Source organism: Pseudomonas sp. R3-57 (assembly GCF_051132065.1).
Lineage (GTDB): Bacteria > Pseudomonadota > Gammaproteobacteria > Pseudomonadales > Pseudomonadaceae > Aquipseudomonas.
The window spans coordinates 4,532,763-4,556,346 of sequence record NZ_CP071655.1; the positions used below are offsets into that span (position 1 = coordinate 4,532,763).

Here is a 23,584-nt window from a genome sequence, read left to right on the forward strand (position 1 = left end):
CGCTCACACTGATAAAAGGAGAGCCCGTCTTGCGGGCGATTATCTGATGCTCTATCGCCGTTTCGAACAACTGATCGACATATTCCGCGACGCCCCGACGGCGTCTCCTCCAGACCGTGTCTGGCCTTTCTATACCTATTATCTCAAGCAAGTCTGGCCGAGTTTCGCCGCCCTGCTGGTCGTCGGCCTGTTTGCCTCGCTGATTGAAGTGGCGCTGTTCAGTTACCTGAGCCGCATCATTGATCTGGCGCAGGGCACGCCGAACCCGAATTTCTTCAGCGACCACGCCCTCGAACTGACATGGATGCTGGTGGTGGCCCTGGTGCTGCGGCCGATCTTTTTCGCCCTGCATGACCTGCTGGTGCACCAGACCCTGAGCCCCGGCATGACCAGCATGATTCGCTGGCAGAACCACAGTTATGTGCTCAAGCAGAGCCTGAATTTCTTCCAGAACGACTTCGCCGGGCGCATTGCCCAACGCATCATGCAGACCGGCAACTCGCTGCGCGATTCGGCCGTGCAGGCGGTCGACGCGCTGTGGCACGTGGTGATCTACGCGATCAGTTCGCTGGTGCTGTTCGCCGAGGCCGACTGGCGCCTGATGATTCCGCTGCTGACGTGGATCGTCGCCTACATCGGCGCGCTGTATTACTTCGTACCCCGCGTCAAAGAACGCTCGGTGGAAGCTTCCGACGCGCGCTCGAAACTGATGGGCCGCATCGTCGACGGCTACACCAACATCGCCACGCTGAAACTGTTCGCTCACACCAATTTCGAACAGCACTACGCCAAAGAGGCCATCGAAGAGCAGACCGTCAAAGCACAAATGGCCGGCCGTGTGGTGACCAGCATGGACGTGACGATCACCACCATGAACGGCCTGCTGATCGTCGGCACTACGGCGCTGGCCTTGTGGCTATGGACGCAGTCGCTGATCACGGTCGGCGCGATTGCTCTGGCGACCGGGCTGGTGATCCGCATCGTCAACATGTCCGGCTGGATCATGTGGGTGGTGACCGGGATCTTCGAAAACATCGGCATGGTCCAGGACGGTTTGCGCACCATTTCGCAACCGGTCAGCGTCACCGATCACGAGCAGGCCAAACCGTTGCAAGTGGCCCATGGCGAAGTGCGTTTCGAGCACGTGGACTTTCACTACGGCAAACAGCGCGGGATCATCGGCGACCTCAACCTGAACATCAAACCGGGAGAAAAGATCGGTTTGATCGGCCCGTCCGGCGCCGGCAAATCGACGCTGGTCAACCTGCTGCTGCGTCTCTACGACGTCGAGGGCGGGCGGATTCTGATCGATGGCCAGAACATCGCCGAAGTCGGCCAGGAAAGCCTGCGCGAGCGTATCGGCATGATCACTCAAGACACCTCCTTGCTGCACCGTTCGATCCGCGACAATTTGCTCTACGGCAAACCCGACGCGACCGACGCCGAGCTGTGGGAAGCGGTGCACAAGGCCCGCGCCGATGAGTTCATTCCGCGGCTGTCCGATGCCGAGGGCCGTACCGGCTTCGATGCACATGTCGGTGAACGTGGGGTGAAACTGTCCGGCGGCCAGCGGCAACGTATCGCCATCGCGCGGGTGCTGCTCAAGGACGCACCGATCCTGATCATGGACGAAGCCACCTCGGCGCTCGACTCGGAGGTCGAAGCGGCGATTCAGGAAAGCCTGGAAACCCTGATGCAAGGCAAAACCGTGATCGCCATTGCCCACCGCCTTTCGACCATCGCGCGCATGGACCGGCTGGTGGTGCTGGAAAACGGCAAGATCGCCGAAAGCGGCACCCACGCCGAACTGCTCGCCCATCGCGGCTTGTACGCGCGGCTGTGGGCGCATCAGACCGGAGGCTTTGTCGGCATCGATTGACGCACCCCATGATCGTTCCCACGCTCTGCGTGGGAATGCAGCCCGTGACGCTCCGCGTCACTGGACGCAGAGCGTCCTTTGAGGCGTTACCACGCAGAGCGTGGGAACGATCATGTCAGGTCTGGCGGTAGGGCAAGGCGGCGCGGGCTTCTTCGGCATAGGCCAAGACGCCGGCCCGTTCCTGCTGGAGGAAGTCCTTCACCGCCGCCTTCAACCCTGGATGGCGCAAGTAATGCCACGAATGGGTGATCACCGGCTCAAACCCGCGAATCAGCTTGTGCTCACCTTGCGCACCGGCATCAAAGCGCTGATAGCCCTGGGCAATCGCATAGTCCATGCCCTGATAGAAGCACGTCTCGAAATGCAGCCGATCGAACTCGGCCAGGCAACCCCAGTAACGCCCGTAAAAACTGTCGCCACCGACCAGACTGAAGGCCATCGCCACCGGCCGTGAAGCTTGTTTGGCCAACACCACGCGAATCGCTTCGGGCATGCGCTCGGCGAGCAGACTGAAGAACTCACGGGTCAGGTACGGCGTCTGGCGCCGCACCGCGTAGGTATTGGCATAACAGGCGTAGACGAAATCCCATTGCGTCTGGTCCAGCTCACGCCCCTCCAGCCACTCGAATTTGAAACCCTGCCCAGCCACCTGCTCGCGCTCTTTGCGCATCTGCTTGCGCTTGCGTGAGCTGAGCGCATCGAGGAAATCCTGAAAGTCGCGGTAGCGGCGGTTCTGCCAGTGATACTGACAGCCGATGCGCTGCAGCCAGCCCGGCTGTTCAGCCATCGCCGCGTCGGTGAACGGGTCGGTGAAATTGATGTGCGCGCTGGACAGCCCTTCGATCTCCAGATAGCCCGGCAGGCTTTTGAGCAGTTCGAAACCGTCTTCAACCTTCGCTGCCAACAGGCGCGGGCCGCCAACCGGGCTGAACGGCACGGCGCTGAGATACTTGGGGTAATAGTCGATGCCGGCACGGGCACAGGCGTCAGCCCAGCCGTGGTCGAACACGTATTCGCCGTAGGAATGCCACTTGCGGTAACCGGGCAACGCGGCGATCAGGCGATCCCCTTCAACATGCAGCAAATGTTCGGGCTGCCAGCCGCTGTGCGGGCCGACGCTGCCGCTGTCCTCCATCGCACTGAGGAAAGCGTGACGCAGAAACGGCTGGTTTTCCGGCACCAGTGCGTCCCAGCTCGCCGGGGCGATTTGCGACAGGTTTTGCAGGCATTGCAACGGCATCGACAGGCTCTCCAGACAGACTTCAGCGCCCGGCGAGTATCGCCGATTGCGCACCGTTGCACACCCGCCATCGCGACGACAGTGCTCTAGCCCGATAGTTCAGGGCGCATCGCGATCGTCATCATCCTGCCATCACCGTGCCACTGCTCTGTCATAAACGATCGCGATACTGGCGCCTGTTTTTAGAGCGCCGGGTTCTAGCCCGGACACAGTTTTCCGACGTCAACGTCGGTTGTGCCCAGGATGGTTCAGCCATCCCTTTCATCTTCGGAGATTGCTATGCGTCTTGCTTCCACGAAAACTGCGGCAGCCCTGTGTGGCGGCCTGTTGCTGGCCATGAGTGTTCCGGCCAGTGCCGCAGTCGACGCCAAACTGCTCGACATGCTCAAGGCCAACGGTTCGATTTCCCAGGCGCAGTACATCGAACTGCAAACGGAGCTGGCCAAGGATCAGAAGGCTCAGCAAATCGCCCAGCAGGCGCAGCAAGAGACCAACGAACAAGTCGCGGCTGTCGCCAAGAAGAGCAACGAACAAAGCGCCTTCGACCAGAAACTGGCCTGGGCGGCCAAGACCCAGTTCAAGGGCGATGTGCGTGTCCGTCAGGAAACCATCAAGATCGATGGCGAGCCGAACAACGGCGGCCGCGACAAGGATCGTCAGCGTATCCGTGCCCGTCTGGGCGCCTACACCGAGATCAACCCGCAGGTCGACACCGGCATTCGTATCGCCACCGGCGGCGGTGACGACGCGCGTTCGACCAACCAGGACCAGGACAACTACTTCGACAAGAAGCAGATCTGGCTCGACCTCGGCTACATCGACTACCACCCAGACCAGATCAAGAACCTGCACATCATCGGCGGCAAGATGCTGCAACCGTGGGTGAGCATGGGCGACGTGATCTGGGACAGCGATATCAACCCGGAAGGTCTGGCACTGACCTACAAGTACCCGTTGGGCGGCAGCGCCGAGCTGTTCGGCAGCCTGGGTAACTACAACCTCAAGGACAACGTCGACGGCGACGGCGTGCAGTTCCGTCACGACTTGCGTCTGACCGCCGGCCAGTTGGGCAGCCGCTTCAACATCACCGATAACCTGAAAGTGACTTTGGGCGGCAGTGTCTACGCCTACCAGAACGACGACGACAGCCGTTGCACCGGTACTTCGACACCGTGCGCCCTGGCCGTCAACGGCAACTCGGCCAACAACGAATTCCGTCTGTATGAAGGGTTCAGCCAGGTCGACATCGGCGGTCTGCCGATGCCACTGTCGTTCTACGGTCAGTACGTGAAAAACAACGATGCCGTGACCGATCAGGACACCGCCTGGTTGCTCGGCGCGAAATCGAAAGTGTTCGGTATGAACCTCGACTACAACTACCGCGACGTGCAGCGCAACGCCGTGGTCGGTGCCTTCACCGATTCCGACTTCGCCAACGGCACTACCGGTTCGCGTGGTCACAAGTTCAAGGTCGGTTACGACATCGACAAGAACTTCGCCATCGGCGCGACCTACTTCCTGACCAAGGCCGACTTCGCCAGCCGCGGTCAGCGCGATGCAGACGCCAACACCCTGCAACTGGATGCCGAAGCCAAGTTCTAAGAAAACAGCTCCAGGCTTCGAGCGACAAGCTGCAAGTCACCGCTCCCCTTGCGGCTTGTCGAACGAAGCTGGTTTTCCTGCAGCCCGGTACAGTTACAGCGATCCCCATCATCCGTTCGCTGGCGCTGCCCCGGGCTGATTTTTTCAAGGGCTGTCGTCGCGTCTCTGCGTCGCCAGCCGTTCAGCCAGCGCGTCTATCCCTTCCTGCGGTTGCTCCGGCATCGCCTTCAGCGTCGCCTGCATCAAGCGCATCTGCCGAATGAACCGGCGGCAGTTGGGGCAGAACAGCAGGTGATGGCGCACCATCAGTTTTTCCCGAAAGCTCAACTGGCCATCGAGATAATCGCTGGAGCGCGCCACTTGTTCCTTGCAGGTCAGCATTCTCCGGTCTCCTCAAAATGCTCCACGGTCGCGAAGACTTTCAGCCGCGCACGATGCAGCAGCACACGCACGTTGGAGAGCGAGATCTCCAGAAGATTACAGATTTCTTCCAGTTCCAGTCCCTGCCGCTCGCGCAATAGCAAGACGCTGCTCTGCAGTTCCGACAGGCTCAGCAGCGTGTGTTCCAGGCAGTCACGCAATTCGCCTTCGGTGAGCAGCGCCTCGGGCGTGTCCTGATGCCAGGCGAACGGTGCTACCAGCCAATGGCCGTCAGCCGAGGAAAAACGATCGTCGTCGATGCTGCCGTGAGGCGATGGCAAGTCATCCATCAGCACTTCGCGACGATTGAGCTTGTAGCGACTTTTCGCCGAATTGGCGGTGATGGTCAGCAGCCAGGTCTTGAGGCTGGAACGCCCCTCGAAGCTGCCCAGATGGCGCACCACCGACAGCCAGGCGTCCTGTACCACCTCTTCGACGTGACGCTGACCGACGATGGCGTAAGCCACGGCGCGCATGGCGCTCTGATACGTCGTCACCAGTTCCTTGAATGCCTGTTGCTCGCCGGCCAGCAGGCGCGTGAGCAGGAGGGTATCGTCAGCCGCCATCCATCATCCCCTTGTTCCGATTCCATAGATGAACGCGGCAGGTGATTGGCCTGCCGCTCTCTGCGGAAAAATTACAGCGTCAGAGCCGATTCGGATGTAGGAAAGGTCGCCGCGATTAAGCGGAAATTAAACCGATTTTCAACGCTTGCGCAGAATCACGCTGCCGATCGAGTAACCCGCACCGAACGAACTGAGCACCGCCAGCGAACCGGAGGCGAGATCGTCCTGATATTTGTGGAATGCAATCACCGAACCGGCCGAACTGGTGTTGGCGTAGGTGTCGAGAATCACCGGCGCTTCTTCTTCGGTGGCTTCGCGGCCGAGCAGTTTGCGCACGATCAGGTGGTTCATGCTCAGATTGGCCTGGTGCAGCCAGAAGCGCTTCACGTCAGCGACATTGAGCTGGTTTTCCTGCAGATGGTCGCCGACCAGTTCGGCAACCATCGGGCAGACATCCTTGAACACCTTGCGGCCTTCCTGCACGAACAGCTTGTCGCGGGTGCCAATGCCCTCTTCAGCCGCACGGTTGAGGAAACCGAAGTTGTTGCGGATGTTGTTGGAGAACTTGGTCAGCAGCTTGGTGCTGACCACGTCGAACTGGTACTTGGAAGTGGCCAGATCGGCACGCTCGATGATCACGGCTGTGGCGGCGTCACCGAAAATGAAGTGGCTGTCACGGTCGCGGAAGTTCAGGTGCCCGGTGCAGACTTCCGGGTTGACCATCAGAATCGCTCGGGCCTGGCCCAGTTGCACACTGTTGGCCGCTGCCTGAATGCCGAAGGTCGCCGAAGAACAGGCGACATTCATGTCGAAACCGAAACCTTCAATGCCCAGCGCTTCCTGAACTTCAATCGCAATGGCCGGATAGGCGCGTTGCAGGTTCGAGCAGGCAACGATCACGCCGTCGATGTCGGCGGCGGTCTTGCCGGCACGCTGCAAGGCTTGCTCGGCCGCACCCACGGCCATCTGGCAGAGCACCGACCATTCGTCGTTGGAACGCTCCGGCAGACGCGGGGCCATGCGTTGCGGATCGAGGATGCCGTCCTTGTCCATGACGAAGCGGCTCTTGATGCCCGAGGCTTTTTCAATGAACGCGGCGCTGGATTCGGTCAGGGCCTGAATTTCGCCGCGGGCGATGGCCTCGGCATTGTCGGCGTTGAACCGGGCGACGTAGGTATTGAAGGATTCCACCAGCTCTTCGTTGGAGATGCTGTTGGCCGGGGTGTACAGGCCGGTGCCGCTGATGACGACGTTATGCATGCTCGTTTCTCTAATCTGTTCAGGCAGAAAGTGCTGGAACCGTCGTACCAACACACAAAGGGTCTATTCCCGTCCGAGGGACGCAAACCTGGCATCGTTTTATTCCGCGGCGCGACACGGCCGAAGGCTCTGAGTCGCGAAACCGGCGTTTATGGTGGCGAAGTTTGCCATAAACCCTGCGTTTTGGCGCCATTCTCCTGCTAAACGCCGCTCCCCCTGTAGGAGTGAGCCTGCTCGCGATAGCGATCTGTCTGCCAGTGATAATGTGACTGACACACCGCAATCGCGAGCAGGCTCACTCCTACAGGGGATTGCGCATGGCTCGAGGTCAGGGTTCTACCTGGCTCCACTGTTTGCTCAGGCGCTTGTCGGAGATCGGTACTTTCGTGCCCAACTGCTGGGCGAACAGCGAGACGCGGTATTCCTCCAGCCACCAGCGGTACAACTCAAGCTGCGGATCGCGTTTGCCTTCCTGCGCATGCTTGGCCGCGCGGGCCTGGTATTGCGTCCAGAGACCGGCGAGTTCGCCGCTCCAGACCCGGTCTTTCTGCAATTGCGCAGCAAGCTTGTCGAAGCGCTGTTCGACTGCTTTCAGGTAGCGCGGCAGCTCCTTGAGCCACTGCATCGGCGTTTCACGGACGAACCCCGGATAAACCAGATGGCCGATTTGCTGCTTGATGTCATTCAGCGCCACAGCCTGAGCGAGGTCGATCTTGCCCTTGAAGCGTTTTTGCAAACCGTGCCAGAGCTTGAGAATCTCCAGCGTCAGGCGTGCCACGCGCTCGGCGTGCTCGGTCCAGTTGCCGCGTTTGCGCTCGGCCAGTGCCGCCAGACCGGCACCGTCACGGGGCAACGGGTCTTCGCCGTCAAGGATGCAGCTGTCGAGACTGGCCAACAGAATGTCTTCGACCAGCGCATCGACGCGGCCCAGCTCACGATAGAGCAAGCCCAGCTCGGTCTGCCCCGGCAACTTGCCGCGCAGGAATTTGGCCGGCTCGGCCAGTTGCTGCATCAACAAGCGCTGCAAGGCGCGACGATGCTGGAACTCGGCTTCGGCCGGCGTCGAGAAGCGCCCTTCCTTGACCGTACCGCCCTCCTCGACCAGCGCCGGATACACCGTCATCGACAGGCCGGCAATTTTTTGCTGAGTCTTTTCCGCCACCGGTGCGAAGACTTTCGCCTCCACCGGCTGCTGACTTTTGGCACTCTGCGGCACCGCCAGCGCCGCCTGACTGGCTTCGGCAAAGCGCGCGGTCAGCTCGGCCAGATCGCGACCTTCACCGAGGAACTTGCCTTGGCCGTCGACGATTTCCAGGTTCATGCGCAGATGGCTTTCGACCTGCTGCGCTGCTTCCGCCCACGCCTCGTCACTGACCCGCGCACCGGTCATGCGCAGCAATTCGCGACCCAACGCCTGCGGCAGCGAACCTTCGGCGAAGGTCATGCGCTGCAACGCAGCCTTGATGAAGTCGGGCACCGGCACGAAATTTTTGCGCAGGGCCTTCGGCAGGTTGCGCACCAGCGCAACGCATTTGGCCTCGATCAGCCCCGGCACCAGCCACTCCAGGCGCTCCGGCGGCAGCATCGGCAACAGCGGCGCCGGCACACGCAGGGTCACGCCGTCGCGCGGGTGATTGGGTTCGAAGTGGTAGGTCAGCGCCAGTTCCAGATCGCCGATGTGCAGCGTGTCCGGGTAATCGCGTGCGGTGACTTCACTGGCCTCGCGGGCCAGCACGTCCTCTTCGCGCATGATCAGCAGTTGCGGGTTCTTATGGCTGTTGACCTTGTACCAACTATCGAAGGTCGCGGTCTGGTGGATTTCGGCTGGCAGACGGGCGTCGTAGAACGCGTAGAGGGTTTCTTCGTCGGCAAGAATGTCGCGGCGGCGCGCCTTGGCTTCCAGTTCGTCGAGCTGCTCGAGCAATTGCTGGTTGGCGCTCAGGCATTTGGCCCGCGACTGAATCTCGCCGCGCACCAGGCCTTCGCGGATAAACAGCTCGCGCGACACCACAGGATCGACCGGGCCGTAGTGCACCGGGCGCCGGCCGACGACGATCAGGCCGAACAAGGTGATCTGCTCGAAGGCCACGACCTGGCCGCGCTTCTTTTCCCAGTGCGGTTCGAAGTGGTTTTTCTTGATCAGGTGCCCGGCCAGCGGTTCGATCCAGTCGGCGTCGATCTTGGCGACCATGCGCGCATAGAGCTTGGTGGTTTCCACCAGCTCAGCCGCCATCAGCCATTGCGGGCGTTTCTTGCCGATACCCGACGACGGATGAATCCAGAAACGCCGCTGCCGCGCGCCAAGGTAATCGCCGTCTTCGGTTTTCTGGCCGATCTGGCTGAGCAAGCCGACCAGCACCGCTTTGTGCAGTTTCGGATAGTCGGCCGGCTCTTTGTTCAGGCTCAACTGCAGGTCGCGGCAGATCAGGCTCAACTGGCGATGCGAGTCGCGCCATTCGCGCAAGCGCATGTAATTGAGGAAATTCTTGCGGCACCAGTTGCGCAGCGGACTGGCCGTCAGCGCCTGGCGCTGCTCTTCAAAACCGCGCCATAGATTGACCAGCCCGGCGAAGTCCGAGTCGCTGTCTTTCCATTGCGCGTGGGCCTGATCGGCCGCTTGCTGACGCTCCGGCGGACGTTCGCGCGGGTCCTGAATCGACATGGCGCTGGCAACGATCAGCACTTCCTGCAGGCTGCCGAGTTTCGCCGCTTCGAGCAGCATGCGGCCCATGCGCGGGTCGACCGGCAAGCGCGCCAACTGGCGGCCGAGCGGCGTCAGTTGACTGTTGCGGTCGACTGCCGAAAGCTCCTGCAGCAGATTGAAACCGTCGCTGATCGCTTTGCCATCCGGCGGTTCGATGAACGGGAACGCTGTGATTTCGCCAAGGCGCAGGTGCAGCATCTGCAAGATAACGGCGGCGAGGTTGGTGCGCAGGATTTCCGGATCGGTAAATTCCGGGCGGCCGAGGAAGTCTTCCTCGCTGTACAGGCGCACGCAGATACCCGGCTCGACCCGGCCGCAACGGCCCTTGCGCTGATTGGCGCTGGCCTGGGAAATCGCCTCGATCGGCAGACGCTGGACCTTGGCCCGGTAGCTGTAGCGGCTGATGCGTGCGGTGCCGCTGTCGATCACATAGCGGATGCCCGGCACGGTCAGCGAGGTTTCGGCAACGTTGGTCGCCAGGACTACGCGGCGACCGGGGTGCGACTGGAAAATCCGCTGCTGCTCGGCCGGCGACAGGCGCGCATACAGTGGCAGGATTTCGGTGTGTTTGAGCTGCGCCTTGCGCAGCATGTCGGCGGCATCGCGGATCTCGCGCTCGCCTGGCAGGAACACCAGCACATCGCCGGGACTGCGGCGTTCGCTGCGCTCGTAAGCGGCGATTTCATCGAGAGTGGCGAGAATCGCCTGATCGACGGTCAGGTCATCCTCGACACGATTGCCCTCCTCGTCCTGCTCCAGCGTCAGCGGGCGATACCAGGTTTCCACCGGGAACGTGCGGCCGGATACTTCGACAATCGGCGCGTCGTCGAAGTGTTTGGAAAAACGCTCCAGATCGATGGTCGCCGAGGTGATGATAACCTTCAGATCCGGACGACGCGGCAGCAGGGTTTTCAGGTAACCGAGGAGGAAATCGATGTTGAGACTGCGTTCGTGGGCTTCGTCGACGATGATCGTGTCGTAGCGTTCCAGATAGCGGTCGTTCTGGGTTTCCGCGAGCAGGATGCCGTCGGTCATCAGCTTGATCAGGGTGTTGGCGTCGCTCTGATCTTCGAAACGCACCTGATAGCCGACCAGCGACCCGAGCGGTGTGCCGAGCTCTTCGGCGACGCGACTGGCGACGCTGCGCGCAGCGATTCGACGCGGCTGGGTGTGGCCGATCAAACCGTGCTGGCCGCGACCGATTTCCAGACAGATCTTCGGCAACTGGGTGGTTTTGCCCGAACCGGTTTCGCCGGCGATGATCAGCACCTGATGCTGTTCCAGGGCCTTTTTGATTTCGTCACGCTTGGCCGCGATCGGCAGGCTGTCGTCGTAACGAATCACCGGCAGGCTGGCCTTGCGCGCCAGCACCTGATCACAGGACGCCTGCATGCGCGCCACCCACTGAGCCAGTTTCGCCTCGTCGGGTTTCTTGCGCAGCTCAAGCAACTGCCGGCGCAACCGATGACGGTCGGCGAGCATGGCGTGATCGAGGTTTTTCAGCAGTTTGTCGATGGAGGGCGATTCGTCGGTCATCGGGTAGGCAATTCGGTCGTCTGTTAATGCAGGGGGCGATTGTGGCAGAAAAGCAGCTGTCAGCGCCAAGCCGCAAGCTGCAAGTTAAAAGCCGCTGTGACTTGTAGCTTGGTGTTTGCCGCTTGTAGCTGCTTGTCTGGTGATCGTTCCCACGCTCCGCGTGAGCATGCAGCCGGGGACGCTCTGCGTCCCAGAAGCGGACGCGGAGCGTCCGGTGAGGCATTCCCACGCAGAGCATGGGAACGATCAGGGCAAAGCAGCTTTCAGCAGCCAAGCCGCAAGCTGCAAGTTAAAAGCCGTAGCGGCCTTTAGCTTGAAGCTTGAAGCTTGTAGATGCCGTCATTCGTTATTGAGGCCCTTGCGCCGATACGGGAAGACGTCGATGACTTTCCCGGCGCGAATCGCCTCTTGCAGGCTTTTCCAGTAATCGGCGTCGTACAACTCGCCATGCAACTGATCGAACAGCTTGCGCTGCCCGGCATCGGCGAACAGAAACGGTGGAAACTCCTCAGGAAACACGTCCAGCGGCCCGATCGAATACCACGGTTCGGATGCCATTTCATCTTCCGGCGTGCGCGGCGCGGGGATGTGGCGGAAGTTGGCTTCGGTCAGAAAACAGATTTCGTCGTAGTCATAAAACACCACCCGCCCGTGCCGGGTGACACCGAAGTTTTTCAGCAGCATGTCGCCGGGAAAAATATTCGCCGCCGCCAGTTGCTTGATCGCCAGCCCATAATCTTCCAGCGCCTCGCGCACCTGAGCCTCGTTGGCATTTTCCAGGTACAGGTTGAGCGGGGTCATGCGCCGCTCGGTCCAGCAGTGGCGGATCAGCACCGTGTCGCCTTCCACGGAAACCGTCGAGGGCGCGACTTCGAGCAGTTCCTGCAGGCATGCCGGCTCGAACTTGCTCAGCGGAAAACGGAAGTCGGCGAATTCCTGGGTATCGGCCATGCGCCCTACCCGGTCGACACTTTTCACCAGTCGATACTTTTCGATCACCGTCGCGCGGTCGACGTTTTTCGACGGTGAGAAACGGTCCTTGATGATTTTGAACACGGTGTTGAAACCCGGCAGGGTAAACACGCTCATGACCATGCCGCGCACACCTGGCGCCATGATGAACTGATCGTCGGTGTTGGCCAGGTGATTGATCAGTGCGCGATAAAACTCGGACTTGCCGTGTTTATAGAAACCGATCGAGGTGTACAGCTCGGCAATGTGTTTGCCCGGCAGAATGCGCCGCAGAAAACCAATGAACTCCGCCGGCACCGGCACGTCGACCATGAAATACGAGCGGGTAAACGAGAAGATGATCGACACGTCGGCTTCGTCGGTGATCAACGCATCAATCTGAATCCCCCGTCCTTCGCGGTGCAGCAACGGAATCACCAGCGGCCATTGCTCGTCGCGGGTGTAAATGCGCCCGACCAGATAGGCGCCCTTGTTGCGGTACAACACCGAGGAAAACAGCTCGACCGCCAGTTCCGGGTCCTTGCACACCCAGTCCGGCAGGTTTTCCCGTAGTTGCGCTTCGAGCCGACTGAGGTCGCCGGGCAGATCGGCGTAATCCTCGCTGAAGCGGAAGTCGGCGAAGATACTGGCGAGCATGCCCGACAGTTGGCCCTGGGGCTTGTAGGTGCGGGTCTGCGCGGCGCGGGCGCGACGCAAGGTCGGCCGGGTGGTATGGATGAACATGCAGCCATCGCTGATCAGGTCATGGCTGAACAGTCCGCAGAAAATCGAGTTGTACCAGGTTTCGGACAGCTCATCGTCGAAGCGCAGGTCGATCACACTGATGTAGGCGCTTTTGACCAGCGGCCAGCAACTGACATTCATCAGCGTCTCTTCATCGAAATGCTCGCGCAGGCGCGCAACGGTTTCGCCGACCTTTTCCTCGTAGAGGCTGATCCGCGCGGCCGAGGCAGTCTGGGCCTCTTGCCAGCGAGCCTGCTCGAAACGCTCGCGGGCACCGTCGGTGATGCGCCGGAAATGCTCGCGGTAATCGTCGAAGCCAGCGAGGATCATGCGGGCGATATCGGTGGCTGGCCATTGCTGCGGCATGGGTGAAACCTCGGCGCGAATTCGGTTCGCTTGAGCTTAGTCACGGAAAGGCTCGCAGGAAAAGTGCAATTTCAGCCAAAACCGATACCGGGCTGCCCAACAAGCCCACTGGTGCGGGGTGATGCGAAATTAAATGCCCGATTAGCGGTTGCCATGGCCAAGGCACTCGGCAACACTCTCGTCCCGATCAAGGAAGGAGACCCGCCGTGAGCCCTGTCGATATTTTCCGCATGTTGTCGCTGGCCGCTATCTGGGGCGCGAGTTTTCTGTTCATGCGCATCATTGCGCCGGTGATCGGCACCATTCCGACCGGTTTCTTCAGGGTGTCGATCGCGGCTGCCGGCCTCTTGGTGATCCTCGGGCTGATGCGCGTCAGCTGGGATTTCAAAGGCAAACTGAAAACCGTGATGCTGCTCGGGGTAATCAACTCAGGCATTCCAGCGACGCTGTACTCGGTGGCGGCGCAAGTATTGCCGGCCGGTTATTCCGCGATTTTCAATGCCACCACGCCATTGATGGGCGTGCTGATCGGCGGTTTGTTCTTCAGTGAAAAGCTCACCGCAGCGAAACTGGGCGGAGTGTTTCTCGGCTTGTTCGGCGTCGGCGTTCTGACCCGCGCCGGTCCGGTGGCTTTTGACCTGCAATTGCTGATGGGCGCTGTCGCCTGTTTGCTCGCGACCACTTGCTATGGCTTTGCCGGGTTCCTCGCACGGCGCTGGCTGGATCAGGCCGGCGGCTTGGACAGTCGCCTCTCGGCGCTGGGCAGCATGCTCGGGGCAACCCTGTTTCTGCTGCCACTGTTTGGCTACAGCGTCATCACTGCGCCGCCAGTGAGCTGGGGCGGCTGGCACGTCTGGCTGTCGCTGCTCGGCCTGGGCCTGGGTTGCACGGCGTTTGCCTACATCATTTATTTCCGCCTGCTCAGCTCGATCGGCCCGGTCAAGTCGATGACCGTGACCTTCATGATCCCGCCGTTCGGGGTGTTGTGGGGGGCGTTGTTGCTGGATGAGCCGTTGTCGATGGCGCATGTGTATGGCGGGGTTCTGATTGCGCTGGCGTTGTGGCTGGTGTTGAAACCTGCGGTGGTGAAGCCGCCAGTAGTGGCTGATCGTTGATTGCTTTGCTGGCGAAGATCGCTATCGCGAGCAGGCTCACGCCTACAAGTTGAAATGCGTTCCCCCTGTAGGAGTGAGCCTGCTCGCGATGGCGGCCGAACAGCCACCATCGCAACTGAAGGTCATTAAGACTTACGAAACACAAACCCCAGACCAACAATAATCAACAACATCCCCAGCACGCTCAACGCCGCCAGGCGATTGCCGAAAATCAGGTAATCCATCACCGCAGTCACCGCCGGTACCAGATAAAACAGGCTGGTGACGTTGACCAGATTGCCCCGTGCGATCAAGCGATACAGCAACAGCGTCGCCAGCACCGAAACCACCAGTCCCATCCACAACACCGGCACGATAAACCCTGCCGAGTGTTCGAAATGGAATGGCTGAAACGGCACGAATATCCCGCACAACAACAGCCCGGCCAGATATTGCACCGGCAGTGTGCCGAGCGGATTGTCAGTGATGCGTTTCTGCATGATCGAGCCCAGCGTCATGCTCGCCAGCGCCAGCAGCCCTAACAGCATGCCGGCCCAGGACATCCCGGCCAGACCGATGCCTTGGTAAACCACCATGATCAACCCGGCCAACCCAAGCATCAGCCCGAAGATCCGGCTGGCCGAGCGCTGCCGCTCCATCAGCACCACCGTGAGAATCGGTTGCACGCCCATGATGGTCGCCATCACCCCCGGCGTTACTTTGCTGTTCAAGGCCAGCAGATAAAAAATCTGATAGGCCCCCAACAACACCACACCCGTAGCGAGCGCGAACAACATCGGCTTGCCGCCCTTGGGCAACTTCAGTTTGAGCAGCGGCACCAGCAGCACCAGCCCGCACAAGGCAATCGCAAAGCGGATCAGCAAAAAGGCGAACGGTGAAGCGTGGGCCAATCCCCACTTGGAGAAGATCGCCCCGCTGCTCCACAGCAGGACGAACAGGCTCGTGGACGCCGCCGCGAGCGCGGATTGTTTCGAAAGGACAAACATGAATACCACCTGTAGTCAGGCACAAAGCCAACTCAGCCGAAGCTGAAATTCAGTAGGTTGTTCTGGCGGGCGCAGGGGTCAGCAAAAAATTGCCGATCAGCCCGAAACGCCAACGCCCGGCGGTGCTACGACTGCGCGCACCGGCGTGCTACTGACAGGTGGGGGGTAATGACTGATCTGCACAGGCTGCTGATTCCCGCACGGCACGACGCCAGCGTTGACCGCTGAATCGACTACCGCGTAGATGTGGGATGCAGGCATTGAGCAGATCTCTTTGGGAGGAACGTGAACCGCCTGATTCACGAGCGCCGACTATAACCAGCCCGGGACACAGATTGCAATGACTTGGGCAAAGGGCCGCCAGCGACAATGCAGTGATGGGTGATTAGGGTAATTGGCAGTGGCAACGGATTGTCAGGAGACAGGAATGCAAGAGATCACATGCCAAGGGAACGGACGTATTTGCGGTATCAGTTGTATCGGTCAGAGGCCAGGAAACGAGCTGCAGCTACATTTTCGAAGCTGCAGAGCGAATTGGAGGGGCGCGGAATTGTTGACATCAATCATTCCAGAGTTCGCTTCGAAGCGATTGATGCGTCCGCCATGAATGCTTATGAGGAATGGCTTGATCCGCATTTCTGCTGGGAGGAAATTATCCGATGGAAAGCCAAGGAACCTATGAGCTTCGATCTGGCAATCTGGTTCAATCATGAACTTTGCGGGCTTTGCTTTGCCAATCCAAACCAAAGCCGCCTGCGCGTCAAGATTGTGCGGCTTGAAGGGCAGCCGGCAAACGATCACCCCCTCAAGAGCCGCATAGCGACTTTTGCCCTGACTGCCGTCACTCACTTCGCACTGATCATCGGCAGCCAGCAAATCGAAATCCAGGAGCCTCTTGCGGGAGCTATACCGCTATACCGACAACTAGGGTTCGAGTTCGATTCTGAGGGACGGCTTGTGAAGCATATTGACTGAGCCTAGTATTTGAGCAACTGCTTATTTACTGATCAACGTCGGGGGATCCATGAAAGCAGTCGTTGAAAAGAAAACATCAGGTTCCAAATCCAGAAAGACGGAAAAAAAGCGGCTTTCCAACGAATTGCCTGAAAGTGAGATGAATCGAATCAGAAATGCACTCGCCAGCCCAGCCATTGAAGAGCCAAGCGGCGTGTTGGCCGGTGCGTCCTTTTCCTTCAGCTAATAAAAAACCGCTCCTCAAGGAGCGGTTTTTTATTGCAAGGTTCAACCTCAGCCAAACAGCCAATACCCCAACAACGTCAGCACAATCACCGCCAGCACCGGGCGCATCACGCGGTAGGCCTTGGGATGACGGCGCTTCCACTGTTTGACCACGCCGCTGAATTTGTCGCTGAAATTTTTGCTCCACGCGTAAGCCTGATTGATCCCGCCGACGCGTTCGTCGTCAAGGTTCTGCGGAGCAGTGGCCCGACCGAGCCAGCCGCTGATGAAGCGGTTGATGCGGGTCATCAAGCGGTTGCTCAATGGCCGTTCGATATCGCAGAACAGGATCACGCGAGTCTGCTCGGTTTCGTTCTTGACCCAGTGCACATAGGTCTCGTCGAACATCACGTCTTCACCGTCACGCCAGGCATAGACCTGACCATCAACGAAGATCCGGCAATCGTCCGAGTTCGGCGTCGACAGGCCCAAGTGGTAACGCAGTGAACCGGCGAACGGGTCGCGATGCGGATTGAGGTGACTGCCGCCCGGCAGCAGCGCAAACATCGCACCTTTGACGTTGGGAATGGCACTGACCAGCGCCACGGTTTTCGGGCACAGGGTTTGCGCCGATGGCAGCGGTTTGTCGTACCACTTGAGGTAGAAACGCTTCCAGCCCTTCTTGAAGAACGAACCGAAACCGGCGTCGTTGTTCTGCTCTGCGGCGCGGATATAGCCTTCGTCGAACAGGTGCATCGCTTCGTCGCGAATGGTTTCCCAGTTATCGCGCAGCACATCCAGTTCCGGAAACTTGCTGCGATCCAGATACGGTTTCGACGGCACCCCGGAAAACAGGTACATCAAAGCGTTATACGGGGCGAACAACGCCGAGTGATTGACGAACTGACGCAATACCGGCAAACGCGCCTTGCCGCGCAAATGCACATAAAGCGTGCTGCCCAAAAACAGCAACAGCACAAACGCCTTGGCGGCAAACGAAACGGTCATCAACAACTCCTTGAATAAAGACAACGCTGCGCATGCCTTTTACCCGGCATGGCAGCCGGCCATGATAAACACTACCGGCGCCGGGAAAAACCCGCCTGACAAGATTCAGTGTCAAGCGGTTCGCAACAAAGCATTTATTAGCACAGGGCTCCTGAACCCTGGCTGACCTGCATCAATCTGCCTACTGCTGGTTCTCCTGGTCGGTGAACAAGTCGCTGAACAGCATGCTCGACAGATAACGCTCACCAGAGTCCGGCAGCACCACGACAATGGTCTTGCCTTGCATTTCCGGCGTTTCAGCCAGACGCACGGCAACCGCCATCGCCGCACCGCAGGAAATTCCGCACAGAATCCCCTCTTCCTGCATCAAGCGCAGCGCCATGGCCTTGGACTCTTCGTCGGTCACCTGTTCCACCCGGTCGACCATCGACAGATCAAGGTTCTTTGGCACGAAACCAGCGCCGATCCCCTGAATCTTGTGCGGGCTCGGTTTGATCTCCTGACCGGCAAGGGCCTGAGTGATGACCGGCGATGACGTCGGTTCCACGGCCACCGAGATAATCGGTTTGCCAGCAGTGTTCTTGATATACCGCGAAACGCCGGTGATGGTTCCACCGGTACCGACGCCCGCGACCAGCACGTCGACCGCACCGTCGGTGTCGTTCCAGATTTCCGGGCCGGTGGTCTTCTCATGGATTGCCGGGTTCGCCGGGTTATCGAATTGCGCCGGCATGAAGTATTGGTCGACATCGCTGGCGACGATCTCGGCCGCTTTTTCGATAGCGCCTTTCATGCCTTTGGCCGGTTCGGTCAGCACCAGCTCGGCGCCCAGCGCCTTGAGCACCTTGCGCCGCTCGATGCTCATTGAGGCGGGCATGGTCAGCATCAGCTTGTAGCCACGGGCCGCCGCAACGAAGGCCAGGCCAATACCAGTATTGCCCGATGTCGGTTCGACGATGGTCATGCCCGGCTTGAGCTTGCCGCTGCTTTCAGCGTCCCAGATCATGTTGGCGCCAATCCGGCATTTCACCGAATAACCCGGGTTGCGCCCCTCGATCTTGGCCAGAATGGTCACGCCGCGCGGCGCAATGCGGTTGATCTGCACCAGCGGTGTGTTACCGATGGAATGGGCGTTGTCAGCAAAAATACGGCTCATTGGCTGGGTCCTTGTGCAGCGTTGAATTCAGCTTTCCACGGTAAGCCTGTTGCCCATCACAGTCCAGTCGGGTCGAACGTCTGCGAACGCGCGCAGTCAATCGCAAAGATCCTCAAGGACCTTATTCAGGAAGCCTCGTCATGAAGCGTCGTTACAGCTGGCCGCTCTGGACCCTCGCAGGTGTCGTCGTGCTGCTGCTGGCCTTGCACATCGCCCTGCCCTATCTGGTGCGCGACTACCTCAATGACAAACTCGCCGACATGGGCGATTACCGCGGTCAGATCACCGATGTTGACCTTGCCTTGTGGCGCGGCGCGTACAAAATCAATGGTCTGAAAATCGTCAAGGTCGACGGCAAGGTGCCGGTGCCGTTCGTCGACGCGCCGTTGATCGATCTGTCGGTGAGCTGGCACTCGCTGTGGTACGACCATGCGGTGGTCGCGCAGGTGCAATTCCTCAATCCCGAAATCAACTTCGTCGATGGCGGCGCCAATAAACAGAACTCCCAGACCGGTCAAGGCACCGACTGGCGTGAGCAACTGGGCAAACTGCTGCCAATCACCCTCGACGAAGTGCAGATCAACGATGGCCGCATCACCTTCCGCAACTTCAACTCCAAGCCGCCAGTGAACATGAATGCGAGCAAGGTCAATGCGAGCATCTACAACCTGACCAACGTGGTCGACAAGGAAGGCAAACGCGATGCCCTTTTCGAAGGCAAGGCCCTGCTGTTGGGGCATGCCCCCGTCGAAGTGACCGCCACTTTCGATCCGCTGAGCGACTTCGAAGATTTCGAATTCCGCCTGCGCGCGCGCGATATCGAACTCAAACGCATGAACGATTTCGCCTCGGCCTATGGCAAGTTCGACTTCAATGCCGGCCATGGCGATGTGGTCATCGAAGCCAAGGCAGACAATGCAAGGCTCACCGGCTACATCAAACCGCTGCTGCGCGACGTTGACGTGTTCAACTGGCAGCAGGATGTAGAAAACAAGAACAAGGGCATTTTCCGCTCGATCTGGGAAGCGCTGGTCGGCGGCACCGAAACCGTGCTGAAAAACCAGAACAAAAACCAGTTTGCCACCCGTGTTGAAGTCAGCGGCAATGTCCACCAGCAAGATATCAACGCGTTCGAAGCGTTTTTGCAGATCTTGCGCAACGGCTTCATCCAGGCATTCAACGCCCGTTATGAGCGGCCGAAGCCAGACGAGGGTTAGGGTTTACGGTTGAGGATATAACGGCCGCTATCTTCTGCTGCGATGGTCGACGGCTGCAGCGAATCCCAGCCCAGACAAGCCAGCGCGAGCGAACGAGGCACGACCTCGCGACCATTACTGTAACGGCTGATGCTGCGAGCACTGACGCCCAATGCTTCGGCGGCCTGCTGAAGTGATAGTCCCGTTCGGGCGCGCCAGTCAATGAAGATCCGGGTGTTTTCATCCAATGCATTCTGTGCCAGCGCGTCCATATAAAGGGTGTCTGCGCCGATCTGTATATCCGGTTCAGGCCATTCAACCATCCAGCCGTCCTCATCGAGCGTTGCAGTGGCGAACACGTCGCTATCGAGCAACGGTCGTAGTCCCGGAAATCCACGAATGTCTCGTCCCAGATCGAGCGTCATCTGCTGGCCATCAATGAACGTCAGCGCAAGGCGCAGATCCGGCAGCACTTTTAAAGCGGCCAGACGAGGCCGCTTCATGGGTAACATCGTTGCCAATCCTCCAGTAATTGCGCCTGATGCGCGGCCACCCATGCGAGGGCCTCCTTGACAATCAGCGGCGGTGCCTTGCCCATCATCACTTCAATGGTCTCAAGGCTCAGCATCACATCAACGCCGCCACCGGTAAGGTGAACGTGAGGCGGTGGGTGATCCTTTTCCCGCAGCTGAATTCGGTATTTATCGCGAAATCGATATTTTAGTAGACATGCCGCAAGGCTATCGCCAAATCGGCGATACCTGAATACTGGCCATCAGCCGAGACTGAGTCAACATGTGACGCCCCATTCAGAGACTGAATAAGCCGTCTGCGTTCACAGTCGACCGGGCTGCGCGTTATAGTCGGGCATCCGATTATTTCGCCCCCGCCCTGCCCGTCAGGTCGGCGTTACCGTTCGAGGATTAGCAGATGAAGTTCGAAGGCACCCAGGCCTACGTCGCCACCGATGACCTGAAGCTGGCGGTCAACGCCGCCATCACCCTGGAGCGGCCGCTGCTGGTCAAGGGCGAGCCGGGCACCGGCAAGACCATGCTCGCCGAGCAACTGGCCGAGTCGTTTGGCGCGAAGTTGATCACCTGGCACATCAAGTCCACCACCAAGGCCCATCAGGGTCTGTATGAATACGATGCGGTCAGCCGCCTGCGTGATTCGCAACTGGGCAACGAGAAAGTCCACGATGTGCGCAATTACCTGAAGAAGGGCAAGCTCTGGGAAGCGTTCGAGTCCGAAGAGCGGGTAATTCTGCTGATCGACGAAATCGACAAGGCCGACATCGAGTTCCCGAATGACCTGCTGCAAGAACTCGACAAGATGGAGTTCTACGTTTACGAGATCGACGAAACCATCAAGGCGAAGAAACGCCCGATCATCATCATTACTTCCAATAACGAGAAAGAGCTGCCGGACGCGTTCCTGCGCCGCTGCTTCTTCCACTACATCGCCTTCCCTGATCGCAGCACCCTGCAAAAGATCGTCGACGTTCACTACCCGGACATCAAGAAAGACCTGATCAGCGAAGCGCTGGACGTATTTTTCGATGTGCGCAAAGTGCCGGGCCTGAAGAAAAAACCTTCCACCTCGGAACTGGTCGACTGGCTGAAACTGCTGATGGCCGACAACATTGGCGAAGCGGTGCTGCGCGAGCGCGATCCGACCAAAGCCATTCCGCCGCTGGCAGGCGCACTTGTGAAGAACGAACAGGACGTGCAATTGCTTGAGCGTCTGGCGTTCATGAGCCGGCGCGGCACCCGCTAAGAGGCTGCTGCCATGTTGCTCAACCTGTTCAATGAAATGCGCGCAGCGAAAGTGCCGGTGTCGGTGCGTGAAATGCTCGACCTGATCAACGCGCTGAAACAGCGCGTGACCTTCGCCGACATGGACGAGTTCTATTACTTGTCGCGCGCGATCCTGGTCAAGGACGAACGTCATTTCGACAAGTTCGACCGTGCCTTCGGCGCCTACTTCAATGGCCTGGAGAAGCTCGACGATCACTTGCAGGCACTGATCCCCGAAGACTGGCTGCGCAAGGAATTCGAGCGTTCACTGACTGACGAAGAACGTGCGCAGATCCAGTCCCTTGGCGGCCTCGACAAACTGATCGAGGAATTCAAGAAGCGTCTGGAAGAACAGAAGGAACGCCACGCCGGCGGCAATAAATGGATCGGTACCGGTGGCACCAGCCCGTTCGGCTCCGGCGGTTTCAACCCGGAAGGCATCCGTGTCGGCGATGCCGGCAAGCGCCAGGGCAAAGCGGTGAAAGTCTGGGATCAGCGCGAATACAAGAACCTCGATGATTCAGTGGAATTGGGCACGCGCAATATCAAGGTCGCCTTGCGTCGTCTGCGCAAGTTCGCCCGCCAGGGTGCAGCGGAGGAGCTGGATATCGACGGCACCATCGACCACACCGCCAAGGATGCCGGCCTGCTGAATATCCAGATGCGCCCGGAGCGACGCAACACCGTCAAGCTGTTGCTGCTGTTCGACATCGGCGGTTCGATGGACGCCCATGTAAAGATTTGCGAGGAACTGTTCTCGGCCTGCAAGACCGAGTTCAAGCATCTGGAGTATTTCTACTTCCACAACTTCATTTATGAATCGGTGTGGAAGAACAACATGCGCCGCACTTCCGAGCGCACCTCGACGCAGGATCTGCTGCACAAGTACGGCGCCGACTACAAAGTGATCTTCATCGGCGACGCCGCCATGGCGCCTTATGAAATCACCCAGGCCGGTGGCAGTGTCGAGCACTGGAACGAAGAACCGGGCTATGTGTGGATGCAGCGGTTCATGGAGAAGTACAAGAAACTCATCTGGATCAACCCGTATCCGAAAGATACCTGGGGCTATACCTCATCGACCAATATCGTCCGTGATCTGATCGAGGATCAGATGTATCCGCTGACCTTGCGCGGGCTTGAGGAAGGCATGCGGTTTTTGTCTAAATAAACCGGTTCGTCCCCCTCGCTTCACAGGGGGGACAATCCAGAGACCCGAGAATCCTTACCAGCCTAATTTGATATAGGACGTGCAAAGCCTGTCCATGAATTCACGGTCGTCCGTTTCGCAAATGACCGGAGGCTGCACACCTGGCCTTCTTGCCAACAGCTTCATTTTCGCTGTGTTCTGGGCCAGCAGCGTTCGCCGTTTTTTTCTTTCCAGATCGGTTTCAGGGCTGAGCAGCGTTTCATGTTTCAGCTCACCGTCTGCCGCAAAAAAACGAAATAAAACACCTGTAGCAACGCCGGCTTCGTTGTGCCCCTCGGCATTTAACAGCATGGATCTGCCGTGCTGATTTCCTCGGTGATGCCGGTCAAACATACGCTTCATACCCATACTGGCCCTGGATATGAACTGCTCGAACAAGCTCGCCGTTTCTTCGAAGCCGACCTTGTCGATACTCAACTTCTGCAGATTGCCGAAACGATCCAGTTCGCCTTTGTAAACGGCATCGTTATCGTCGGCCTCGTAGAATTCAACAATGCGAGTTTCAACACTGGCGGTGCCCTCAACGCTGACGTGAGCACTGACTTTCATATAACGCATCTGAAACTTCCTTGTGAGAGATGAAGTTCCATGATTTCACACATCGCCGAAAAGCAATGTAGGGCAATGTACTCAGCCTCAACGAATCGTCCCGGTTTTCAGTCCGAAGTTC

Annotated in this window: 20 protein-coding genes; 8 read left to right on the forward strand and 12 right to left on the reverse strand. The window is 59.1% G+C overall.

Annotated elements, in window-relative coordinates; genetic code table 11:
* The first annotated feature begins 46 nt into the window (after positions 1-46).
* Complete coding sequence (locus J3P93_RS20370; protein WP_434591219.1) at positions 47-1,879, forward strand: ABC transporter ATP-binding protein; 1,833 nt, start codon at positions 47-49, stop codon at positions 1,877-1,879.
* A 115-nt stretch (positions 1,880-1,994) separates the two neighbouring features.
* Here J3P93_RS20370 and J3P93_RS20375 read toward each other — a convergent pair whose 3' ends face one another.
* Positions 1,995-3,119, reverse strand: a complete 1,125-nt coding sequence (locus J3P93_RS20375) for a GNAT family N-acetyltransferase (protein WP_434598448.1) — start codon at positions 3,117-3,119, stop codon at positions 1,995-1,997.
* A 279-nt stretch (positions 3,120-3,398) separates the two neighbouring features.
* Here J3P93_RS20375 and J3P93_RS20380 point away from each other — a divergent pair, with 279 nt between their 5' ends.
* Positions 3,399-4,721 carry a putative porin gene (locus J3P93_RS20380; protein ID WP_434591222.1) on the forward strand — a complete coding sequence of 441 codons (1,323 nt, stop codon included), beginning with the start codon at positions 3,399-3,401 and terminating at the stop codon, positions 4,719-4,721.
* A gap of 144 nt (positions 4,722-4,865) precedes the next feature.
* Here the strand turns inward: J3P93_RS20380 and J3P93_RS20385 are convergent, their stop codons facing one another.
* The 5 genes from J3P93_RS20385 to aceK all read right to left on the reverse strand — a co-directional run bounded on the left by J3P93_RS20385 (position 4,866) and on the right by aceK (position 13,268).
* A complete protein-coding gene (locus J3P93_RS20385) occupies positions 4,866-5,102 on the reverse strand; it encodes an anti-sigma factor family protein (RefSeq protein WP_208938317.1) in 237 nt (78 codons plus the stop codon).
* Positions 5,096-5,707 carry an RNA polymerase sigma factor gene (locus J3P93_RS20390; protein WP_434591225.1) on the reverse strand — a complete coding sequence of 204 codons (612 nt, stop codon included), beginning with the start codon at positions 5,705-5,707 and terminating at the stop codon, positions 5,096-5,098. Before J3P93_RS20390 ends, J3P93_RS20385 begins: the two co-directional genes overlap by 7 nt.
* Positions 5,708-5,845: 138 nt before the next feature.
* Positions 5,846-6,967, reverse strand: a complete 1,122-nt coding sequence (locus J3P93_RS20395) for a beta-ketoacyl-ACP synthase III (protein ID WP_434591228.1) — start codon at positions 6,965-6,967, stop codon at positions 5,846-5,848.
* Between the two features lie 328 nt (positions 6,968-7,295).
* A complete protein-coding gene (gene hrpA, locus J3P93_RS20400) occupies positions 7,296-11,207 on the reverse strand; it encodes an ATP-dependent RNA helicase HrpA (protein WP_434591230.1) in 3,912 nt (1,303 codons plus the stop codon).
* A 339-nt stretch (positions 11,208-11,546) separates the two neighbouring features.
* A complete protein-coding gene (aceK, locus tag J3P93_RS20405; RefSeq protein WP_434591233.1) occupies positions 11,547-13,268 on the reverse strand; it encodes a bifunctional isocitrate dehydrogenase kinase/phosphatase in 1,722 nt (573 codons plus the stop codon).
* 206 nt (positions 13,269-13,474) lie between these two features.
* Between aceK and J3P93_RS20410 the strand changes: the two genes are divergently transcribed.
* Positions 13,475-14,383: a DMT family transporter gene (locus J3P93_RS20410; protein WP_434591236.1), complete on the forward strand. Its 909-nt coding sequence runs from the start codon at positions 13,475-13,477 to the stop codon at positions 14,381-14,383.
* A 125-nt stretch (positions 14,384-14,508) separates the two neighbouring features.
* Here the strand turns inward: J3P93_RS20410 and J3P93_RS20415 are convergent, their stop codons facing one another.
* Complete coding sequence (locus J3P93_RS20415) at positions 14,509-15,369, reverse strand: DMT family transporter (protein ID WP_434591239.1); 861 nt, start codon at positions 15,367-15,369, stop codon at positions 14,509-14,511.
* 441 nt (positions 15,370-15,810) lie between these two features.
* On the opposite strand from J3P93_RS20415, the gene J3P93_RS20420 reads away from it, so the two are divergent.
* Together J3P93_RS20420 and J3P93_RS20425 are read left to right on the forward strand one after the other, a co-directional pair.
* Entirely contained in the window at positions 15,811-16,344 is a 534-nt protein-coding gene (locus tag J3P93_RS20420) for a hypothetical protein (protein WP_434591242.1), read from the forward strand.
* Between the two features lie 49 nt (positions 16,345-16,393).
* Positions 16,394-16,570 (forward strand): hypothetical protein, encoded by a 177-nt coding sequence (locus tag J3P93_RS20425; RefSeq protein ID WP_434591245.1) that lies wholly within the window; start codon positions 16,394-16,396, stop codon positions 16,568-16,570.
* A gap of 47 nt (positions 16,571-16,617) precedes the next feature.
* On the opposite strand, the gene J3P93_RS20430 is transcribed toward J3P93_RS20425, so the two are convergent.
* Together J3P93_RS20430 and cysK are read right to left on the reverse strand one after the other, a co-directional pair.
* Positions 16,618-17,556: an aspartyl/asparaginyl beta-hydroxylase domain-containing protein gene (locus J3P93_RS20430; protein WP_434591248.1), complete on the reverse strand. Its 939-nt coding sequence runs from the start codon at positions 17,554-17,556 to the stop codon at positions 16,618-16,620.
* A 181-nt stretch (positions 17,557-17,737) separates the two neighbouring features.
* Positions 17,738-18,712, reverse strand: a complete 975-nt coding sequence (gene cysK, locus J3P93_RS20435) for a cysteine synthase A (RefSeq protein WP_434591251.1) — start codon at positions 18,710-18,712, stop codon at positions 17,738-17,740.
* A 140-nt stretch (positions 18,713-18,852) separates the two neighbouring features.
* Here cysK and J3P93_RS20440 point away from each other — a divergent pair, with 140 nt between their 5' ends.
* A complete protein-coding gene (locus J3P93_RS20440; RefSeq protein ID WP_434591254.1) occupies positions 18,853-19,929 on the forward strand; it encodes a DUF748 domain-containing protein in 1,077 nt (358 codons plus the stop codon).
* Here J3P93_RS20440 and J3P93_RS20445 read toward each other — a convergent pair.
* Together J3P93_RS20445 and J3P93_RS20450 are read right to left on the reverse strand one after the other, a co-directional pair.
* Complete coding sequence (locus tag J3P93_RS20445) at positions 19,926-20,420, reverse strand: helix-turn-helix domain-containing protein (protein ID WP_434598450.1); 495 nt, start codon at positions 20,418-20,420, stop codon at positions 19,926-19,928. The two genes, J3P93_RS20440 and J3P93_RS20445, sit on opposite strands and share 4 nt — an antisense overlap.
* Positions 20,408-20,602 (reverse strand): DUF4160 domain-containing protein, encoded by a 195-nt coding sequence (locus J3P93_RS20450; protein ID WP_434598452.1) that lies wholly within the window; start codon positions 20,600-20,602, stop codon positions 20,408-20,410. The genes J3P93_RS20445 and J3P93_RS20450 overlap by 13 nt, the downstream gene beginning before the upstream one ends.
* A gap of 236 nt (positions 20,603-20,838) precedes the next feature.
* Here J3P93_RS20450 and J3P93_RS20455 point away from each other — a divergent pair, with 236 nt between their 5' ends.
* Together J3P93_RS20455 and J3P93_RS20460 are read left to right on the forward strand one after the other, a co-directional pair.
* Positions 20,839-21,684, forward strand: a complete 846-nt coding sequence (locus J3P93_RS20455) for an AAA family ATPase (protein ID WP_434591256.1) — start codon at positions 20,839-20,841, stop codon at positions 21,682-21,684.
* A 12-nt stretch (positions 21,685-21,696) separates the two neighbouring features.
* Positions 21,697-22,875: a vWA domain-containing protein gene (locus J3P93_RS20460; RefSeq protein WP_434591259.1), complete on the forward strand. Its 1,179-nt coding sequence runs from the start codon at positions 21,697-21,699 to the stop codon at positions 22,873-22,875.
* Positions 22,876-22,929: 54 nt separating this feature from the next.
* Here the strand turns inward: J3P93_RS20460 and J3P93_RS20465 are convergent, their stop codons facing one another.
* Positions 22,930-23,472, reverse strand: coding sequence for a hypothetical protein (locus J3P93_RS20465; RefSeq protein ID WP_434591262.1), 543 nt, complete (start codon positions 23,470-23,472; stop codon positions 22,930-22,932).
* Positions 23,473-23,584: the final 112 nt, after the last annotated feature.

What these genes read in the sequence shown, in the direction of transcription:
- J3P93_RS20370 (WP_434591219.1), top strand. Translation starts at nt 47, where the DNA reads ATGCTCTATCGCCGTTTCGAACAACTGATCGACATATTCCGCGACGCC.
- J3P93_RS20375 (WP_434598448.1), bottom strand. Translation starts at nt 3,119, where the DNA reads ATGCCGTTGCAATGCCTGCAAAACCTGTCGCAAATCGCCCCGGCGAGC.
- J3P93_RS20380 (WP_434591222.1), top strand. Translation starts at nt 3,399, where the DNA reads ATGCGTCTTGCTTCCACGAAAACTGCGGCAGCCCTGTGTGGCGGCCTG.
- J3P93_RS20385 (WP_208938317.1), bottom strand. Translation starts at nt 5,102, where the DNA reads ATGCTGACCTGCAAGGAACAAGTGGCGCGCTCCAGCGATTATCTCGAT.
- J3P93_RS20390 (WP_434591225.1), bottom strand. Translation starts at nt 5,707, where the DNA reads ATGGCGGCTGACGATACCCTCCTGCTCACGCGCCTGCTGGCCGGCGAG.
- J3P93_RS20395 (WP_434591228.1), bottom strand. Translation starts at nt 6,967, where the DNA reads ATGCATAACGTCGTCATCAGCGGCACCGGCCTGTACACCCCGGCCAAC.
- hrpA (WP_434591230.1), bottom strand. Translation starts at nt 11,207, where the DNA reads ATGACCGACGAATCGCCCTCCATCGACAAACTGCTGAAAAACCTCGAT.
- aceK (WP_434591233.1), bottom strand. Translation starts at nt 13,268, where the DNA reads ATGCCGCAGCAATGGCCAGCCACCGATATCGCCCGCATGATCCTCGCT.
- J3P93_RS20415 (WP_434591239.1), bottom strand. Translation starts at nt 15,369, where the DNA reads ATGTTTGTCCTTTCGAAACAATCCGCGCTCGCGGCGGCGTCCACGAGC.
- J3P93_RS20420 (WP_434591242.1), top strand. Translation starts at nt 15,811, where the DNA reads ATGCCAAGGGAACGGACGTATTTGCGGTATCAGTTGTATCGGTCAGAG.
- J3P93_RS20425 (WP_434591245.1), top strand. Translation starts at nt 16,394, where the DNA reads ATGAAAGCAGTCGTTGAAAAGAAAACATCAGGTTCCAAATCCAGAAAG.
- J3P93_RS20430 (WP_434591248.1), bottom strand. Translation starts at nt 17,556, where the DNA reads ATGACCGTTTCGTTTGCCGCCAAGGCGTTTGTGCTGTTGCTGTTTTTG.
- cysK (WP_434591251.1), bottom strand. Translation starts at nt 18,712, where the DNA reads ATGAGCCGTATTTTTGCTGACAACGCCCATTCCATCGGTAACACACCG.
- J3P93_RS20440 (WP_434591254.1), top strand. Translation starts at nt 18,853, where the DNA reads ATGAAGCGTCGTTACAGCTGGCCGCTCTGGACCCTCGCAGGTGTCGTC.
- J3P93_RS20445 (WP_434598450.1), bottom strand. Translation starts at nt 20,420, where the DNA reads ATGTTACCCATGAAGCGGCCTCGTCTGGCCGCTTTAAAAGTGCTGCCG.
- J3P93_RS20455 (WP_434591256.1), top strand. Translation starts at nt 20,839, where the DNA reads ATGAAGTTCGAAGGCACCCAGGCCTACGTCGCCACCGATGACCTGAAG.
- J3P93_RS20460 (WP_434591259.1), top strand. Translation starts at nt 21,697, where the DNA reads ATGTTGCTCAACCTGTTCAATGAAATGCGCGCAGCGAAAGTGCCGGTG.
- J3P93_RS20465 (WP_434591262.1), bottom strand. Translation starts at nt 23,472, where the DNA reads ATGCGTTATATGAAAGTCAGTGCTCACGTCAGCGTTGAGGGCACCGCC.